At 63.5% G+C, this 16,247-nt stretch carries 19 protein-coding genes; 14 read left to right on the top strand and 5 right to left on the bottom strand.

The annotated features are described in order from the left end of the window. The first annotated feature begins 1 nt into the window (after window position 1). From NKJ32_RS10000 to NKJ32_RS09985, 4 genes are all read left to right on the top strand, one after another. Window positions 2-1,006 carry a sugar-binding protein gene (locus NKJ32_RS10000; RefSeq protein ID WP_352489989.1) on the top strand — a complete coding sequence of 335 codons (1,005 nt, stop codon included), beginning with the start codon at window positions 2-4 and terminating at the stop codon, window positions 1,004-1,006. A 47-nt stretch (window positions 1,007-1,053) separates the two neighbouring features. Then, window positions 1,054-1,803: a glucose 1-dehydrogenase gene (locus NKJ32_RS09995; protein ID WP_352451446.1), complete on the top strand. Its 750-nt coding sequence runs from the start codon at window positions 1,054-1,056 to the stop codon at window positions 1,801-1,803. A gap of 183 nt (window positions 1,804-1,986) precedes the next feature. Next, the gene (locus NKJ32_RS09990; RefSeq protein ID WP_352569147.1) at window positions 1,987-2,898 is read left to right on the top strand and encodes a DUF930 domain-containing protein; all 912 of its coding nucleotides are present in this window, start codon (window positions 1,987-1,989) and stop codon (window positions 2,896-2,898) included. A gap of 152 nt (window positions 2,899-3,050) precedes the next feature. Continuing rightward, a complete protein-coding gene (locus NKJ32_RS09985) occupies window positions 3,051-3,851 on the top strand; it encodes a class I SAM-dependent methyltransferase (protein WP_352827466.1) in 801 nt (266 codons plus the stop codon). 64 nt (window positions 3,852-3,915) lie between these two features. Here NKJ32_RS09985 and NKJ32_RS09980 read toward each other — a convergent pair whose 3' ends face one another. From NKJ32_RS09980 to NKJ32_RS09965, 4 genes are all read right to left on the bottom strand, one after another. Next, window positions 3,916-4,491 (bottom strand): dihydrofolate reductase family protein, encoded by a 576-nt coding sequence (locus tag NKJ32_RS09980; protein ID WP_352569145.1) that lies wholly within the window; start codon window positions 4,489-4,491, stop codon window positions 3,916-3,918. A gap of 101 nt (window positions 4,492-4,592) precedes the next feature. Next, complete coding sequence (locus NKJ32_RS09975; RefSeq protein ID WP_352569144.1) at window positions 4,593-5,126, bottom strand: SRPBCC family protein; 534 nt, start codon at window positions 5,124-5,126, stop codon at window positions 4,593-4,595. Then, entirely contained in the window at window positions 5,123-5,512 is a 390-nt protein-coding gene (locus tag NKJ32_RS09970; RefSeq protein ID WP_352569142.1) for an ArsR/SmtB family transcription factor, read from the bottom strand. The genes NKJ32_RS09975 and NKJ32_RS09970 overlap by 4 nt, the downstream gene beginning before the upstream one ends. A gap of 145 nt (window positions 5,513-5,657) precedes the next feature. Continuing rightward, complete coding sequence (locus tag NKJ32_RS09965) at window positions 5,658-6,293, bottom strand: ankyrin repeat domain-containing protein (protein ID WP_352569141.1); 636 nt, start codon at window positions 6,291-6,293, stop codon at window positions 5,658-5,660. A 229-nt stretch (window positions 6,294-6,522) separates the two neighbouring features. Between NKJ32_RS09965 and NKJ32_RS09960 the strand changes: the two genes are divergently transcribed. After that, window positions 6,523-7,377, top strand: coding sequence for an aldo/keto reductase (locus tag NKJ32_RS09960; RefSeq protein WP_352569140.1), 855 nt, complete (start codon window positions 6,523-6,525; stop codon window positions 7,375-7,377). 238 nt (window positions 7,378-7,615) lie between these two features. On the opposite strand, the gene NKJ32_RS09955 is transcribed toward NKJ32_RS09960, so the two are convergent. Beyond that, on the bottom strand, window positions 7,616-7,921 hold the full coding sequence (locus NKJ32_RS09955) for a hypothetical protein (protein ID WP_023677305.1): 306 nt from the start codon (window positions 7,919-7,921) through the stop codon (window positions 7,616-7,618). 236 nt (window positions 7,922-8,157) lie between these two features. Here NKJ32_RS09955 and NKJ32_RS09950 point away from each other — a divergent pair, with 236 nt between their 5' ends. The 9 genes from NKJ32_RS09950 (at window position 8,158) to NKJ32_RS09910 (ending at window position 16,157) form a co-directional block, all read left to right on the top strand. Next, window positions 8,158-9,450 carry an Nramp family divalent metal transporter gene (locus NKJ32_RS09950; RefSeq protein WP_352569139.1) on the top strand — a complete coding sequence of 431 codons (1,293 nt, stop codon included), beginning with the start codon at window positions 8,158-8,160 and terminating at the stop codon, window positions 9,448-9,450. A 575-nt stretch (window positions 9,451-10,025) separates the two neighbouring features. Beyond that, complete coding sequence (gene msuE / locus NKJ32_RS09945) at window positions 10,026-10,583, top strand: FMN reductase (RefSeq protein WP_352569138.1); 558 nt, start codon at window positions 10,026-10,028, stop codon at window positions 10,581-10,583. A gap of 52 nt (window positions 10,584-10,635) precedes the next feature. Further along, complete coding sequence (locus NKJ32_RS09940) at window positions 10,636-12,000, top strand: LLM class flavin-dependent oxidoreductase (RefSeq protein ID WP_352569137.1); 1,365 nt, start codon at window positions 10,636-10,638, stop codon at window positions 11,998-12,000. Between the two features lie 40 nt (window positions 12,001-12,040). Then, entirely contained in the window at window positions 12,041-12,889 is an 849-nt protein-coding gene (locus NKJ32_RS09935) for an ABC transporter permease (RefSeq protein ID WP_352569136.1), read from the top strand. A 58-nt stretch (window positions 12,890-12,947) separates the two neighbouring features. After that, window positions 12,948-13,946, top strand: coding sequence for an ABC transporter substrate-binding protein (locus tag NKJ32_RS09930; protein WP_352569135.1), 999 nt, complete (start codon window positions 12,948-12,950; stop codon window positions 13,944-13,946). A gap of 41 nt (window positions 13,947-13,987) precedes the next feature. After that, the gene (locus NKJ32_RS09925) at window positions 13,988-14,749 is read left to right on the top strand and encodes an ABC transporter ATP-binding protein (RefSeq protein ID WP_352458208.1); all 762 of its coding nucleotides are present in this window, start codon (window positions 13,988-13,990) and stop codon (window positions 14,747-14,749) included. Between the two features lie 161 nt (window positions 14,750-14,910). Beyond that, the gene (locus NKJ32_RS09920; RefSeq protein ID WP_352569134.1) at window positions 14,911-15,546 is read left to right on the top strand and encodes a BA14K family protein; all 636 of its coding nucleotides are present in this window, start codon (window positions 14,911-14,913) and stop codon (window positions 15,544-15,546) included. Window positions 15,547-15,674: 128 nt separating this feature from the next. Beyond that, entirely contained in the window at window positions 15,675-16,004 is a 330-nt protein-coding gene (locus NKJ32_RS09915) for a DUF2934 domain-containing protein (RefSeq protein ID WP_352569133.1), read from the top strand. Window positions 16,005-16,007: 3 nt separating this feature from the next. Then, window positions 16,008-16,157 (top strand): hypothetical protein, encoded by a 150-nt coding sequence (locus NKJ32_RS09910; protein ID WP_023677295.1) that lies wholly within the window; start codon window positions 16,008-16,010, stop codon window positions 16,155-16,157. The last annotated feature ends 90 nt before the right edge of the window (window positions 16,158-16,247 follow it).

Below are 16,247 nucleotides of genomic sequence, written 5' to 3'. Positions count from 1 at the left end.
CATGAAAAAACATCTGCTGACGGCCGCCGTGGCGCTTGGCGCAATGGTGCTCGCCGTTTCCGGCGCCCAGGCGAAATACACCTTCGCCCTGGTGCCGAAGAACATGAACAATCCTTTCTTCGACCAGGCACGCGACGGCTGCAAGAAGGCCGAAGCCGAATCCAATGGCGCCGTGGAGTGCATGTATATTGGCCCCGGCGAGCATGGCGGCGGCGACGAGCAGGTACAGATCGTACAGGATCTCGTGGCCAAGAAGGTGGACGGCATCGCCGTGTCGCCATCGAACGCCGCGGCGATGGCGGTTGCGCTGCAGGCCGCCAAGGAAGCCGGCATCCCGGTCCTCACCTGGGATTCCGACCTCCTGCCCGAAAACAAGGATCTGCGCGTCGCCTATATCGGCACGCACAATTATGAGATCGGCGAGAACCTCGCCAAGCTTGTCATGCAGATCAAGCCCAAAGGCGGCACGATCTGCATCCAGTCCGGCGGCGCCGCGGCGGCCAACCACAACGAGCGCATGCAGGGCATTCGCGATACACTTTCGGGCACCAAATCGGCGGCCTCGCCCGGGGATCGGCTGACGGGCCAGAACGGCTGGACCGAAATCGAAGGCTGTCCGCTCTACACCAACGATGATTTCCCGCTTTCGGTGCAACAGTTCGAGGATATCATGGCGAAAAACCCGAACCTCGACGCATTCGTCCCAACCGGTGGCTTCCCGCAGTTCATTCCCGACGCCAACCGCGCCGCGGTCGCACCGTACAAGGACAAGATCGCCTCGAAAGCCCTGGCCCTTGTCGTTGCCGACACGCTTCCGGTACAGATCGACCAGATGAAGGAAGGTTTCTCCCTTGGCCAGGTCGGCCAGCGGCCGTTCGAGATGGGCTACAAGACGATGATGGCGCTGAAGGACATGAAGGAGGGCAAGGCTCCGCCGGCCGACCCCACCTACACGGGCCTCGATGTCTGCACTCCGGAGACAGCCGACACCTGCGTCGCCAAATAGTGCTTTTGGGCGGGAGGAAACTCCCGCCCTTTTCATAGGGGATCTCAATGCCGGAATTGTTCTCGCTCAAGGGCCGTGTCGCATTGGTCACGGGTGCCTCGCGTGGTCTTGGTTTTGCCATGGCCAAGGCACTTGCGGAAAACGGCGCGACGGTGATCGTCAATGCGCGCGACATGGCCGCCCTTTCCGCGGCCGCCGAAAGGATCGGTGCAGAAGCCCTGCCGTTCGATGTCACCGACGCGGCGATCTCAAGGGCGTCGCTCGAAGGAATCGTCGAACGCCACGGCCGCCTCGATATTCTGGTCAACAACGCCGGCATCCAGCATCGGAAACCGCTGGTCGAATGGCAGGACGAGGATTTCAACCATGTGGTTGCCGTCAATCTGTCGGCTTGCTTCCGCATGATGCGCGACGCCGTGCGCCTGATGCTGCCAAACAAGTTCGGGCGCATAATAAACACCGGATCGGTCGCAGCGATCCTTGGCCGTCCCACCATTCACGCCTATGTGGCGGCAAAGGCGGGCCTGCACGGGCTGACACGCTCCACTGCCGCTGAGCTGGGCCGTCACGGCATCACCGTCAACGCGATCGCCCCCGGCTATTTCGCCACCGAGCTCAACACCGCACTTATGCGCGACGAGGCCTTCACCAAATGGGTCGAGGCACGAACCCCCGCGGGCCGCTGGGCCCAGCCTGAGGAGCTCGGCGGAGCCGTGGTGTTTCTCGCCTCCGACGCTGCCGCTTACGTCAACGGGCACGTGCTGGCGGTTGACGGCGGGCTATCGGTTTCCCTGTGATTTCAACCGGCGACACCGTGCCGGCAGGGCGTGCCTGCTAGCCGCCTGAAATAACGACTTGCTGCATGCGCTGCTGGCCCGGTCCCCTGCGCGGACGCCGACGCCACACGATTGGATGCCGCGCCGTGTTGCAGCCGCCGACTTTCGATTCGCAACGGGTTATTTCGACGTCCGGCGGCATCGATGCTTGATGCCGCCAATATTTCATTCCACACACCGGTTACGATGAAGGACGACATACGGGATCAGCGCCGGGTATTCGGGTGGGCCTTGCCTGCCTCCGCGGTCGTGCATTTGCTCGCCGCCGCGCTTCTTTTGTCCGCACTGCCGCTGTCGCCCCCGCAGCCGAAGAAGGAGCAGGCCATCGCAGTGGATATCGTGCCGCCGCCTAAACCGCCGGAAAAAACCAAACCTCCGTCCCCCGCTGAACCGCCCAAGCCGGAAAAGCAGCCGGAAGCCAAGGTCGAGACCCCGGCGAGCCGTGAGGTCGCCGCGCAGAGACCTGTCTTCCAATTCGGTGAGAAGGACGCCGGTCCTCGCAAGTCTCTGGACGGCAACAGTGCGGAGGATGGTTCGGAACAACCGCCAGCGCCGCAAGTTCCCAGTAACCAGGATCTTGCACAGCCACCTGCCGTGACAGCGGTCGAGGGGAAAGACCAGGCTCCGTCGCCTGGCGCATCACCGCCGCCGAAGCCCAAGCCAGCGGATGTCGCCAAAGTGCAAAGGCCCTTGAAGCTTCAGGAAGCGAAGAGATTGTTCTCGAAATCAGCAACCGGTGATCCGGTAGCGACATCCGCGATGAAAAATGTGCCGCGCGCCGTGCGGATCGGTCAGCTCTGCAACACGGAACTCGCACAGCAATTGGTGCACGCGTCGCCCCCCTATTTCCCAAACAGCCTGCTTGAGTATCGGCTGAAGGCCGGCACGGTCATGAAAGTCGCCAGTGCGCCGTTCCCTGCAAACGGGCAGTGGTACGATCTGAGCTTTCGCTGCGAGGTCGATCCGGACGCGACGAGAGTCGTGTCGTTTGCCTTTCGTGTTGGAAATCCGGTGCCGCGCAGCGAATGGAAGCGCCGCGGGTTGCCCGCCGAATAGGTGGTCGAGGCCACGGAGGCTGGCTGGCCGGCGCCATCAAATCCGGCCGGCGATGTCTTCGCGCGCTCCGGGCTGCCGAACCAACACGCGCCAAAAGTGGCTTTCGTCAGCGGCTGCCGAAGTCTAGCATACGGCTTTGGGAGGAGGCTTCGATGACTTCAAGTTTCAACGTTCACCATGCTGCCGGCTATGAGCAGCTTATGGGCCGCTGGAGCCAAAAGCTCGCGCCGCTGTTCATCGGCTTCGCGGGCCTCAAGGACGGCGAAAAGATCCTCGACGTCGGATGCGGCACCGGCAGTCTGACCTTCGCGCTCGTCAAGGCCGCTGACCTCGGTGAGGTCGCGGCGATCGACTTTTCGGCCGTTTTCGTCGAGGAGGCAATCCGGCGCAACACCGATCCGCGGATAAAAATCCGTCAGGCGGATGCCTGCGCCCTGCCCTTTGAGGATGGCGCGTTCGACCGTGCCCTGGCCCTGCTCGTGCTCCATTTCGTGCCGGAAGCCGCCAAGGCAGTCGCCGAGATGCGCCGCGTCGTGCGGCCGGGCGGCGTCGTCGCGGCGACGGTATGGGACCATCTCGGCGGCATGCCGGGGATGCGCATGATGATCGACACGGTGGCGGTGCTCAGTGAAGGCGGACGCCAGCTGCGTGCCCGCTATTGCACGCAGCCGATGATGCAGCCGGGTGAAATGAAACGGACCTTTGTCGAACAGGGTCTCCGCGACGTTACGGAAACCCAGTTGATGATCCGCATGGACTACCAAAATTTCGATGATTACTGGGCGCCGATTGCCGCCGGCGAAGGGCCGCTCGGCAAGTATGTGGCCGCGCTCGACCCGGAAGGGCGGGCGCGCACCGACGCCGCCATGCGCGACGCCTATGAGGCCGGCCGGCCCGACGGCCCGAGGTCCTTTGCCAATGTCGCCTGGGCCTGCCGCGGCGTCGTTGCCTGACCTTGGCGCTAATGCATGCCGCGCAAAAAGCGCGTCGCATGAGGCCGATCGAACGCGAAGCGCTTTAGCCGATCCCATAGACCAGCCCGACGCGGCCGTCCGAAAGCTGTTCGACCTTGCGCAGTTCGAGCCCACGACGATTTCTCGCCGTCGCAAACAGCGGCTTTCCTTCACCGGCGAGCAGCGGATAGACGATGAGCCTGAGCTCATCGACCAGCCCGGCATCGATAAGGCTCGCGGTAATTCGGGCGCCGCCCATAAGGTAGATGTCCTTGCCGGGCTGCTGTTTCAGTGCAGCGATATCCTCGAAATTCCGCACGAAGCGCGTCTTTGGCCAGGCCGCCGAAGTCATTGTGTTCGACAGCACATAATGCGGGGTCTGCGCGGCGAAGCGGGCCCATTCGAGCTCGGCCGGCTTCGGCAATTTGCCGGTCATCGGCAGCGGCTTGTCGGGCTCGTTCTGGATGGCGCTCCAGTAGCGCTCGTAGCCGGCATACATGACGCTGCCAAGCAGGCAAGCGTCGATTTGCGGCGTCAGGCCGTATTCGTCCGACCACGCGTCGACCCAATCGGCGTAACCCTCGGGTCCCTCCATCTTGCCGTCGACGGAAATCTTCATTCCAGCGATCAATTTGCGCATGACTTCCTCCATCAGGCTTGCGGGATGCAAGCACGTTTCATCGGTTCATCGTTGCTTCGTGTTGCTGGCGGCGACCTCAGGGATGGCCGCCGCGAGTTACATCAGGCCGGCAGGCGGCTGTCGTATTCTTCCCGCAGGCGGTTCCAGCCGTCCCAGAACGAGGTCGGTGTCTTGCCCGCCAGGCGGGCGGCCAGCAGGTCGAGGTGTATGTGCCAGCCGGCGGTGATGTTGAGCTGGATTGCACGTTCCGGCAGGCGGCGATGAACGACGGTGAGCAGCACATCGCTACCCTTCGCCTCCAGCAAGAAGGAGACGCCGCCGGTGTTTCCCCAGGTGATGGAAAGCTTGCGCGGCGGATCGAGTTCGGTGATCCGGCCCTCCATCCGATGCTCTTCGGGAAAGCCCGCGGGGCGCTGGCCAGGCGGGTCCGTCAGCTCGTCGTTACGCCAGACCAATTCGAACGAGTTGCCGGCCTTCATTTCCATCTGGCCCGCGGCCATCCATTGCCGGCGCAAGTCACTCTCGGTGAGATAGGCCCAGACGCGCTCGATGGGGCCGGGCAAGAGGCGCTGGATGGTGAACGTGGCGGGCTCGCTCAGCTCGCCATAGGCGTCGATGGTTCTCATCTGGTTCATTGCTCGTCTCCTTCTTTCGGGTTGGGCGATTTCCTGGACTCATCCTGGGCTTTGCGTGCGTCCTCTTCGCGAAGAAGGCGTTCGAGAACATCGAGACGACCGGTCCAGAAGCGCTCGTAGAAGCTGAGCCACTGATGGGCGCTGGCCAGCGGTCCAGGGGCTAGTCGGCACAGATGCGTGCGACCCCTCACCTCTCGACGAATAAGCCCTGCGTTCTCCAGCGCCTTGATGTGCTTGGAGGCCGCCGCGAGCGACATCGCGAAGGGTTCCGCCAGCTGGCTTACCGTTTTCTCGCCATCGGCGAGATCGCGAAGCATGTGCCGCCGGGTGGCGTCGCCAAGGGCGTGAAAAACCGCGTCCATCTGGGGTGTCTCTAATTCAACCATGTAGTTGAATATAGACGCACGCTTTGAGATAGTCAACCGTTTGGTTGAATAATTTTTGTGAAGCGCCGCGGGGCCGTTTGCGCCATCAAGCGTGTCGACGTGACGGGAGATACGGACGCGCCCCGCGACAGTAAGGGCGAGGCCCTTATTTGCCGTTGAAGAAACTGTGGATCGCGGCTTCCAGCTTTTCGATAAGCTGAGGGTTGTGGCAGCTGCCAGCCCAGATCAGGGCGTTTAGCCTCATCTCTTTGTTGATAAAGCTCACTTTCCCAGAATCCAGCAGGTATTCCGCGATCTCGTAGTGCCGCCCCTTGATAGCCTCGATGAGCGCGTTGTTTCTCCCCGTCTTGTCGGTCAGATTTACTTCCGCGCCATTCTCCACGAGCAACTTGACGACTTCGAGATGCCCGTTCTTCGCCGCCTCGATAAGAGCCGTTCGGCCGTAGTAGTCAGCTCGCGCGTTGATCTCTATTTGGGGGTGTCTCACGAGGACTGAGATACACGCGTAATGTCCCTTGGCCGACGCAAGGCTCAAGGGCGTGCTCTTCCACTTGTTTCTGGAATTCACGTCGATTTCCGGGTCTTCGATCAGGGCCTCCACCACAGCTGTGCGGTCATTGAGGGCTGAAAGGTGAAGTGCAGACCAGCCGCCGTCGTCCGACTGATTGATGTCGGCGCCAGCCGCCAATTCCGATCGAACCGCCTCCGCATCGCCTTGTTCTGCCGCGACCAGCAGGGGCGACCAGTCTCTTGCCCCTTCGGCTTCCAAGCTGTTGGTCAACGCAGTCGCCTCCTCGGATAGTCCACAGAATACCACAGAATCCGCGATAGTGGGGTCGTCCTGTATAGAGTTCCCTGGAGCCCGTGGGTCACAGAGAGCTGTCGGCCCGAAGCGGAGGATCAGCGCTTCACGTCCGTCTCCTCACATTCTCCTGATATCGACTGGCTTTGGCGGCCATTCAGACTAGATAGAGCCTGCGCCGGGCGGAGCGATGCAGAAGGACCTGAACATGCCTGAACAGATTACCCTGAATAGACCTGAACAAATCAGATTGAACGACGCCTCCGCCATTCCGCAAATCGGCCTCGGCGTGTGGCAGGTCGATCCAGCCATCACCGCCAAGGTGGTGCGCTGGGGGATCGAGGCCGGCTACAGGCTGATCGACACCGCCGAAGGCTATCAGAACGAGGAAGGTGTCGGGCAGGCGATCCGCTCGGCCGGCGTGCCGAGAAGCGAGTTGTTCATCACCTCGAAACTGCGCAACGGCGCACATCAGCGCGACGCCGCCTTGCGCGCCTTCGACGAGACGATGAGCAAGCTCGGCATCGAACAGATCGACCTGTTCCTGATCCACTGGCCGGTGCCCAGCCAGGACAGATATGTCGAGGCCTGGAAGACGCTGATCGAACTCAGGCAATCAGGCCGGATCAAGTCGATCGGCGTTTCGAACTTCAACCAGGACCACCTCGAACGGATCATCGGCGAGACCGGCGTCACGCCGACCGTCAACCAGATCGAGCTCCACCCCCGCTTCCAGCAGCGTGACAAACGTGAATTCCACGACAGGCACAACATCCGCATTGAGAGCTGGAGCCCGCTGGGCAGCGGCCGGCTGTTGAGCGATCCGACGCTTGAAAGCATCGCCAGGAAACACGGCAAGTCGGTGGCGCAGACGATCGTCAGGTGGCACCTTCAGGAAGGGCTGATCGTCATTCCAAAGTCGATCCACCAGGACCGCATCGCCGCCAATTTCGATGTCTTCGATTTCGAGTTGGAAGCGAAGGACCTCGAGCTTATCCGGGGCATGGATTCGTCCGACGGCCGCACCGGCCCGAACCCCGCCACGGCCGCATTCCTGTTCTAACGAGGCGGGCCAACCGGGACGTTGGCATTCCTTCACACCCCCCTCTGCCCTGCCGGACATCTCCTCAAGGGGGAGATTGGCAGCTTCAACGGCAGCGCCATTCTTGCAACGTTGGAGACTAGCGAAAGCCGAGATGAGGGCCAATCCCCCCCTTGTGGGGGAGATGTCCGGCAGGACAGACGGGGGCGCTGTCCGGGGCGCTGTCCCGCCAGCGATCAAAACTACCCTTCCCGCTAGCTCATATCCCGGAGCCATCCACCAGCGGCACATCTTCGCCCTCCCAGGGGCTCGGCATCGATCCCTTGCTGAGATTGGCCGACGGCAGCGGCATCCAGCACTTCAGCTCGGGTTCGGCATATTCGACGATGCGTCCTGGAGACGAGTCGGAGGCGCGCCAGCCTTCGCTGCCGAACTGATCGGCGCGGGCCCAGTAAGCCATGTCGACCTCGGCCGGACCCTGTTCGGACGGCCGAACCGTGACAAGGATTCTGCTGCCGTCCCTCGGCGCGCTCGACATGTGGCGCCACTGACCGGGCTCGTCCATTGCATTTCCTCCTGCGATCTTCGCCTCGAACGGATAGTCGCTTCGCGTTCGGAAGCGGTCAACCCGAACTTTTTTGCCTGAGCCAAAACCCCTGTCCGGTCGTCGCGGAACAAGTCATGGCACGCCGGGTTTGGGCAAGTTGTGGAAGGAAGCAAAATGAGACCAGCGCCGCGACCGATCCTTACCATTATTGCATGGCAGGCCGCGTCTTTCGTTCGCAACCCGGTCCGGTCGCAATGAGGCAGGCCGGTTCCGATCATTCCATCCCACCGAAGGAGGGCAAAGGCGGCATAGGACGAGCGCTCGGCCTCGGCCTGATAACAGGGGCGGCCGACGACGATTGTTCCGCGATAGGCACCTATGCCAGTGCCGGCGCCCGTTTCGGACCCGACCTGCTCTGGACGGCTCCGGTAACGTTGCCGATGATGTACGCGGTCGTCTACCTGTCGTCGAAGCTCGGCCAGGTGTCGGGGCGCGGATTGTTCCACGTCATCAAGGACTTCTACCCGCGGTGGCTGCTCTGGTCGGTGCTGTTGGGTGTGCTCGTCGGCAACACCATCGAGGCAGCGGCCGATCTCGGCGGAATGGCCGCGGCGATCAATATGTTCGTGCCGCTTCCCATTCCGCTGATCGTGCTGTTCGTCGCCGTCCTCATCTTCGCCCTCCAGGTCTTCGGCTCCTATACTTTGATCCGCAACATCTTTCGCTGGCTGGCGCTGGCGCTGCTCGCCTATGTCGGTGCCGCCATTCTGGCCAAGCCGGACGCCGCGGCGGTGCTGCGCGGGACGCTGCTTCCCAGGATCGAATTCAATCGCGAGTTCCTGTCGATCCTGGTCGCTATCATCGGCACGACGCTGTCCGCCTATCTCTACACGTGGCAGTCCAATGAGGAGGTCGAGGAGGAGATTGCCCAGGGGCGCACAACGCTCAGGCAAAGGAAGGGCGCCACCGCCGGCGAACTCCGTCGCTCTCGCCGGGACATCCTCATCGGCATGATGTTTTCAAATCTCATCATGTATTTCATCATCCTGTCGACGGGTGCTACGCTCTACAAGGCGGGCCACCACGATATCGACACGGCCGCGCAAGCCGCGGAGGCGCTGCGGCCGCTCGCCGGCCAGGCCGCAAGCGTCCTGTTCGCCGCAGGCGTGATCGGCGTCGGTTTCCTAGCGGTTCCTATCATGACCACCGGCGCTGCCTATGATGTGGCACAAGCCATCGGCTGGAAAAACAGCCTGCACGCCCGGGCTCGAGAGGCGCCCAAATTTTATCTCGCCATCGGATTTTTTACGGCGATCGCCGCCGGCCTCAACTTCCTCGGCTTCAATCCGATGAAGGCGCTGGTCTGGTCCGGCATCGTTCAGGGCTTCTCGACGCCGCCCTTGCTGCTGCTCATCATGCTGATGACGAACAGCCGCAGGATCATGGGGGAGCAGGTGAACAGCCGCAGCACCAACATACTCGGTTGGGCAACGACCGCCGCTATCTTCTCGGCGACGATCGGCCTGGTGGCCACCTGGTTCATGTAAATCCGGCAGGACAAGGGACGCCGCCAGTTGGACTACCCGTTCCCGCTTGCGGATTGCCCCAGCTTTGCCGGCCTTGGAAACTCCACAACATCTCCCACCGGCCGCTTGTATTGCGCTGCGACAATTGCATCGATCAGGAGATCCAGAGCCGCACGAGCCGTGCGGCTCGTCTCGTCCTCGCCGCTCAAATAGTGGCAGGCTCGTTCAAGGTGCAGGTGTGCGGCGGCAAAGTCGCTTGTCATAGGCATCTCCCTGTTGCCCGCCCGCCGGCAAGATGACCGCCTCGATTTAGCTAAAAGCAAATATCCACAGCCGGATTTGAATCAAATTGGCCTGACTCACCGTAGCCCGAGGGACAAGGTGCTGGCAGGCCTTTGCATCGCTGGTCGATGCACTGCGCCGGCGCGGTACGCCGCGTTGAATGAACCAATAACGGGCGGTGTTCCGCAAACTCAGTTCGCTCACCGCGCTGCTTTTGAAATTTTCTCGCTCTTTTAATTCTACAAACTCTCTAGACTTAAAATAGATCGCTAGAACCAAGATCTTAAAATAGAGCGCTTGAGAGGGAGCCAGGAATGTCGAAAAAGCTCGTAGTGGGGCTGTCGGGCAATTTGACCCGGCCATCGAAGACCAAGGCGTTCGTCAGCCACATTGTCGGGCAGGCCGCCGAAAGCATCGGCGCGGCCTCGGCCGTCTTCGACATCGAGGATCTCGGCGCGTCTCTGCCGCAGGCAAGGCGCCTCGGCGACCTCGACCCGGCGGCGCGCAACATCGTCGAACGGCTGCTGGGCGCCGACATCCTGGTGGCCGGCTCGCCGACTTTCAAAGGCAGCTATACCGGGCTTTTCAAGCACTTCTTCGACCTGCTCGATCCGTCATCGCTGAGGGGCAAGCCCGTCATTCTCGCCGCGACCGGCGGCGGCGAGCGCCATTCGCTGATCGTCGAGCACCAGTTGCGGCCGCTGTTCGGCTTCTTCGAGGCGCTGACCGTACCGACCGCGATCTACGCCTCCGACAAGGACTTTGCCAATGGTGTTCTGGTGTCGGAACCGATCCACGCCCGCGCCCGGCAGGCGGTCGCCGAGGCATGCCGTGTAACCGGAGTGCCCTACGGCGTCGGCCTTGCCGCCTGAACGCACCACTGACCCGAGATCCCCTTTCCGATCCGTCCAGGAGCACGCCGCGATGACCAGATCCACCAAATCCAGGCAAATCAAACTGGGCGCTTTCCTGCCCGGCGGCGGACAACATATCGCCGCCTGGCGCCACCCCGAGGCGCCGGCCGACGGCGCCACCAATTTCGAGTTCCACAAGCAGCTCGCCCTGACCGCCGAGCGCGGCCTGTTCGATGCCTATTTCCTCGCCGACAATCTGACGGTCGGGCTCGGCGCCCGCGAAGGCGGCAATGCCAAGATCGCCGGCTTCGAGCCAGTGACGCTGTTTGCAGCGCTGGCGCCGCTCACCACGCATCTCGGCTTCATCGCTACCGCCTCGACCACCTACGAGGAGCCCTACACGCTCGCCCGCAAATTCGCCTCGCTCGATCATCTGTCGAATGGCCGCGCCGGCTGGAACGTCGTCACCTCGGCCGGCGACGAAACCGCGCGCAACTTCAATCGCGAGACGCAGCCTGCCCACGCCGAGCGCTATGCCCGCGCGCATGAGCACGTCGAGACGGTCAAGGCGCTGTGGGACAGCTGGGAGGACGATGCCTTCATCCGCGACAAGAAATCGGGGCGCTTCTACGACAAGGACAAGCTCCACGACATCGACCACAAGGGCGCGCATTTCAGCGTGAAAGGGCCGCTCAACGTGCCGCGCCCGGTGCAGGGGCATCCGGTCGTGGTGCAGGCGGGGCAATCGGAAGACGGTCGCAAGCTCGCCGCCCACTCGGCGGAAGTCATCTTCACCGCCCATCAGAACCTGGCGTCGGCGCAGGAATTCTATCGCGATATCAAGGCGCGCGTGACGGCCGTCGGCCGCGATCGCGAGCAGGTGCTGATCATGCCGGGCGTGGCACCCTTCGTCGGCCGCACCGAAGAAGAAGCGCGCGCCAAGTACCAGCAGCTGAACGATCTCATCCTGCCCGAAGACGGCGTCGCCCTGCTCAACGGGCTGGCCGGCCAGACGCTCGACATCACCGGCTATCCGCTCGATGGACCGCTGCCGCCGAGCAAGGAGACCGAAGGCATGAAGAGCCGCCAAGCGCTGATCCGCCAGATTGCCGACGAGCACAACTTCACCATCCGACAGCTCTACCAATGGGTGGCAACGGCCCGCGGCCATTATACCGTCATCGGCAGCGCCACGCAGGTCGCCGATCGGCTGGAGGAATGGTTCGGCGACGAAGCCGCCGACGGCTTCAACATCCTGCCGCCCTGGCTGCCCGGCGGGCTCGACGACTTCGTCGAGCTGGTGATCCCCGAACTGCAGCGCCGAGGCCTGTTCCGCACCGCCTATGAAGGCAGGACCCTGCGCGAGAACCTCGGCCTCAGGCGGCCGGAAAACCCCTGGACCGCCGCCCGCTCGGCGGTGCTGGCCGCCGAATAATCCCGAGAAGCCCACTACCCTCGAAGCGAGAGGCAAGACGATGACCTTGCAGCACATCGAACAGGCCGCCAGCCTCGGCACGCGTGACAGCACGACGAGCCTCGGCACCGACTTCCTGCGCCTCGGTGGCCGGGCGGGCATCCGCTTCCTGTCACGCTACGGCGTCCTCATCGCTTTCCTCGCAATCTGGCAAGTGTCGAGCAGCGCCGGCTGGGTCAACGCGGCCGTGCTGCCGCCGATCGACATGATTGTCGCAGCACTTTGGAAGGGGCTGGCCGGCGGCACTCTGCTCGGCGACATCGCCATCAGCCTGCAGCGCGCCGGTCTCGCTTTCGCGGCCGCCGTGCTGGTCGCCATCCCGCTTGGCCTGTTCATGGGCCAGGTGCGCGCCGTCGAGACCGCTCTCGATCCCATCCTGCAGGTCTTCCGCCAGACCTCGGCGCTGGCGCTCTATCCGGTGTTCATCCTGCTGCTTGGGCTCGGCGAAGCCTCCAAGGTGTTCGTCATCTTCTGGGCGACGCTGTTCCCGCTGCTGCTCAACACCATCGGCGGCGTCAAGCAGGTCGATCCGAAACTGCTGGAGATGGCCCGCGTCTATGGCGCCAGGCAGCTCACCGTCTTCCGCCGCGTCGTGCTGCCCGGCGCTGTGCCCTCGATCTTCGTCGGACTGAGGCTCAGCGCCACCACGGCGCTACTGCTGTTGATCGCCTCCGAAATGATCGGCGCCAACAAGGGCATCGGCTTTCAGGTGATGAACGCGCAGTACAACTTCCAGATCCCGCTGATGTTTGCGGCAATCGTCATCCTCGCCGGTCTCGGCCTGATCGCCAACCAGGCGCTGGTCAGCCTGCAGCGCCGGCTCTGCCGCTGGAGCAATGCCGTCGACTGACCACCCGCCCTTACCAATCTCAACCAGGCCAGAACTCAAATCAGGAAAGACCCGGACCATGAAAATCACCCGCCGTTCCCTGCTTGCCGGCGCGCCCTTCGCCGCCGGCCTTCTCACCGCCGGCCTGCCGCGCTTCGCCTTTGCCGAAGCGGCACCAGTGAAGTTCCGCTCCCTCGCCAGCCGTGGCAGCATCTCTCCGCATGAGTTGGCCGGCGAGCTCGGCTATTTCAAAGGCCTCGGTATCGAGGTCGAGAATGTCGGCTATTCCGGCGGCGGCCCGGAATCATTGTTTGCGCTGGCCTCCGGCAGCGTCGATATCGGCTCGGCTGCAACCGCAGCCGTGATCAATTCGATCTCCGGCGGCAACGACTTCGTCGCCGTCTATCCGAGCAACGGCATCAACAGCAAGGTGCGCAGCGTCTTCTACGTGCTCGACGACAGCCCGATCAAATCGATCGCCGACATTGCCGGCAAGACCATCGCCGTCAACACGCTCGGCGCCCATCTCGACTACACCGTGCGCGAGGCGCTGCACAGCGTCGGCCTGTCGCCGGACGCCGCCAATCTCGTCGTCGTGCCCGGACCGCAGCTCGAGCAGACCTTGCGCTCCCGCCAGGTCGACATCGCGGCGCTGGGCTACTGGCAGGCGACGTTTGCCGGCGCCCTCGTCGACAATGGCGGTGTGCGTGGCGTGTTCAACGACACCGACGTGCTGGGCGAGCTGGCCGGCGGCTTCGTCGTGCTCAGGCGCGACTTCATCGCCGCGCATCCCGATGCCGCCCGCAATTTCGTCGAGCAATCGGCGCGCGCCTCTGACTGGTCGCTGCAGAACCCCGACGAAGCGCGCAAGGTGCTGGCAAACATCCTCGACAAGCGCGGCGAAAACGGCGAGCTGGCGCGCTACTGGACCGGCTTCGGGCTGCGCCAAGGGGCCAAGGCGACGGATCGCGACATCGACTTCTGGGTCAGCGTGCTCGAGCGCGACGGCCGCCTGCCAAAGGGTAAGCTGAAGGCAGCGGACATCCTCTACCGGCCCGGCGAAACCAAGACCAACTGACAAAGCCAACCGGCAAGACAATCAGGTGGGAGGCTAGCGCGATGAGCGGCACAAGCGGCGGTGAGGTCAGCATACGCGGCCTGTCCAAATCCTTCAGCATCGGCGGGCGCTCGCTTGCCGTGCTGAGGACCCTCAACCTCGACATCCGCTCGGGCGAATGCCTTGTCATCGTCGGCGCCAGCGGATCGGGCAAGACCACGCTGCTGCGCATACTTGCGGGGCTGGAGGCTGCCGACAGCGGCGGCGTCGCCATCGACGGCAAGCCAGTGCACGGCGTCGGTGCCGAGCGTGCGGTGATTTTCCAGGAACCGCGCCTGCTGCCCTGGCTGACGGTGCTCGGCAATGTCGCCTTCGGCCTCGAAGTGCGCGGCGTGCCCAAGGCCGAGGCCGAGGAACGGGCGCGCTTCTATATCGCGCTCGTCGGCCTCGCCGAATTCAGCGATGCGTTTCCAAGGCAGCTGTCGGGCGGCATGGCGCAGCGCGTCGGCATTGCCCGCGCGCTGACCGTGCAGCCGGAAATCCTGCTGCTTGACGAGCCGCTGGGCGCGCTCGACGCCATGACCAAGATCGGCATGCAGGAGGAACTGGCGCGCATCTGGAGCGAGGAGAACGTCACCATGGTGATGGTGACACACGACCTCGAGGAAGCGATCTACCTTGCCGACCGGGTGCTGATCCTGCCCAAGGAGAAAGGCGGCGCGGCGCGGCTGATCGACATCGACCTGCCCCGCCCGCGCGAGCGCAGCGAAAGCCGTTTCGTACGCTACCGCGAGGAACTGCTGCGCGAATTCGGCCTGCACTGAAAGCCGCCTAAGAGGCCTTGGTTCCTCGCTCCGCGAAGCGGGGAGAGGTGTCTCGGCGAAGCCGAGACGGAGAGGCTCTTTGAGTGCCCCTGCCCCGCGCTTTCCTGGAACCGGATTCCCCGCCCCCGCATTTCCTTAACCGGGAGGCGAAGGAGCGCGGCATGAAAGCTTTGTTCGCAATCTTTGGCGGCTTCGTGCTGACGCTTGCCGTATTCGCCAGCGGCCTCGCCTTCGCCACCTGGCTTCTAATAGCCAAGCCGGTACGGCCGGCCGCCCCGGTCTCCAGCGTCGCCGAACTGTGGGCCAAGGACCCGCGACCGGTGAACCCGGCCGCGCAGCGCCTCGAGCGCCTCCCGGCCCGCCCGGTCCCCGTTCGCACCTCGGAAGTTGATCGCACCGCGAAACCCGCCGACACCGCAGCAGCTTCGACACCCGACACCACCGGCTCCATCAAGCCGGTGGTGAAAGAGCAGCAGACGCTACCCGCCGCCCATGTCGAATGGTGCGCCAGCCGCTACCGCTCCTACCGGCCGGACGACAACCGCTACACGTCCTACAGCGGACAACAGCGCCCCTGCATCTCGCCCTATCTCGACACCGGCGCCGCCGATGACGGCAGCTATTTCGAGGCGAGCGATAGGTCGTCAGTGGAGGGCTACCCGCCATCGGACGAAACCGGCGCCGCCGAGCTCTCATCCGATCACGTCCAATACTGCTTCAGCCGCTACCGGTCATATCGACCGGAGGACAACAGCTATCAGCCATATTCCGGGGGGCCGCGCAGGCAGTGCGAGTAGGCAGGCCGGGGGGTGGCTGGCGGCCGCAGTGCATGGCGCCTTGTGCGACCCCACCCAACGATCACGCAGATTTCTTGGATCGTTCGGGTTGGCGCGGCGTTCATCCGATACCCAAAGGAGAAATCAACATGGGCGACGACCGGGAAGACAAGATTCGTGAGCGCGCATACCAGATCTGGGAACGCGAAGGCGGGATCCATGGCGATCCCGAGCGGCACTGGCACCAGGCCGAGGCCGAGATCGACAGGGAGGCAGCCCTGCCACTGACGGCAGGCGATGCCCTGCCGGAAACCCGCGAGGTCGCGAGCTCCGACGTTTTGACGGTGGAGGCCCTGGCGGTGCGCACCGGCATATCGGGCGAACAGGCGCAGGAGCTGATCGACAGGCCGGGAAACGACAGGGCGGCTATCGAACAAGCCGCGCGCAACCTTAAGGGGAAGCAGCGGCTCGGGGAGTGACAGATGATCAGAAAACTCAAAGACGGAAAATACCGCCTCTATTCGCGCAAGAAGGACGAAAAGACCGGCAAGCGCCGCAATCTCGGCACCTTCGATACCCGCGAGGCCGCCGAAAAGCACGAACGCGAGGTGCAGTATTTCAAGAGGCATTGAGGGGAGTGCTGTCGCTTCCCAGGCAGCCGCGCCGGAGGGCGGCCTCCTGGCGGCTGTCCAGCGTCACGATGTGGTCCTTGGCGGTGCCTC

The sequence above is a fragment of the Mesorhizobium sp. M0159 genome (assembly GCF_040322295.1).
Taxonomy (GTDB): Bacteria; Pseudomonadota; Alphaproteobacteria; order Rhizobiales; family Rhizobiaceae; genus Mesorhizobium.
The sequence above is the reverse complement of the archived record's forward strand: the minus strand, read 5'-3'. Positions and strand labels throughout refer to the sequence as shown.

What these genes read in the sequence shown, in the direction of transcription:
- NKJ32_RS10000 (WP_352489989.1), top strand. Translation starts at nt 2, where the DNA reads ATGAAAAAACATCTGCTGACGGCCGCCGTGGCGCTTGGCGCAATGGTG.
- NKJ32_RS09995 (WP_352451446.1), top strand. Translation starts at nt 1,054, where the DNA reads ATGCCGGAATTGTTCTCGCTCAAGGGCCGTGTCGCATTGGTCACGGGT.
- NKJ32_RS09990 (WP_352569147.1), top strand. Translation starts at nt 1,987, where the DNA reads ATGCTTGATGCCGCCAATATTTCATTCCACACACCGGTTACGATGAAG.
- NKJ32_RS09985 (WP_352827466.1), top strand. Translation starts at nt 3,051, where the DNA reads ATGACTTCAAGTTTCAACGTTCACCATGCTGCCGGCTATGAGCAGCTT.
- NKJ32_RS09980 (WP_352569145.1), bottom strand. Translation starts at nt 4,491, where the DNA reads ATGCGCAAATTGATCGCTGGAATGAAGATTTCCGTCGACGGCAAGATG.
- NKJ32_RS09975 (WP_352569144.1), bottom strand. Translation starts at nt 5,126, where the DNA reads ATGAACCAGATGAGAACCATCGACGCCTATGGCGAGCTGAGCGAGCCC.
- NKJ32_RS09970 (WP_352569142.1), bottom strand. Translation starts at nt 5,512, where the DNA reads ATGGTTGAATTAGAGACACCCCAGATGGACGCGGTTTTTCACGCCCTT.
- NKJ32_RS09960 (WP_352569140.1), top strand. Translation starts at nt 6,523, where the DNA reads ATGCCTGAACAGATTACCCTGAATAGACCTGAACAAATCAGATTGAAC.
- NKJ32_RS09955 (WP_023677305.1), bottom strand. Translation starts at nt 7,921, where the DNA reads ATGGACGAGCCCGGTCAGTGGCGCCACATGTCGAGCGCGCCGAGGGAC.
- NKJ32_RS09950 (WP_352569139.1), top strand. Translation starts at nt 8,158, where the DNA reads ATGAGGCAGGCCGGTTCCGATCATTCCATCCCACCGAAGGAGGGCAAA.
- msuE (WP_352569138.1), top strand. Translation starts at nt 10,026, where the DNA reads ATGTCGAAAAAGCTCGTAGTGGGGCTGTCGGGCAATTTGACCCGGCCA.
- NKJ32_RS09940 (WP_352569137.1), top strand. Translation starts at nt 10,636, where the DNA reads ATGACCAGATCCACCAAATCCAGGCAAATCAAACTGGGCGCTTTCCTG.
- NKJ32_RS09935 (WP_352569136.1), top strand. Translation starts at nt 12,041, where the DNA reads ATGACCTTGCAGCACATCGAACAGGCCGCCAGCCTCGGCACGCGTGAC.
- NKJ32_RS09930 (WP_352569135.1), top strand. Translation starts at nt 12,948, where the DNA reads ATGAAAATCACCCGCCGTTCCCTGCTTGCCGGCGCGCCCTTCGCCGCC.
- NKJ32_RS09925 (WP_352458208.1), top strand. Translation starts at nt 13,988, where the DNA reads ATGAGCGGCACAAGCGGCGGTGAGGTCAGCATACGCGGCCTGTCCAAA.
- NKJ32_RS09920 (WP_352569134.1), top strand. Translation starts at nt 14,911, where the DNA reads ATGAAAGCTTTGTTCGCAATCTTTGGCGGCTTCGTGCTGACGCTTGCC.
- NKJ32_RS09915 (WP_352569133.1), top strand. Translation starts at nt 15,675, where the DNA reads ATGGGCGACGACCGGGAAGACAAGATTCGTGAGCGCGCATACCAGATC.
- NKJ32_RS09910 (WP_023677295.1), top strand. Translation starts at nt 16,008, where the DNA reads ATGATCAGAAAACTCAAAGACGGAAAATACCGCCTCTATTCGCGCAAG.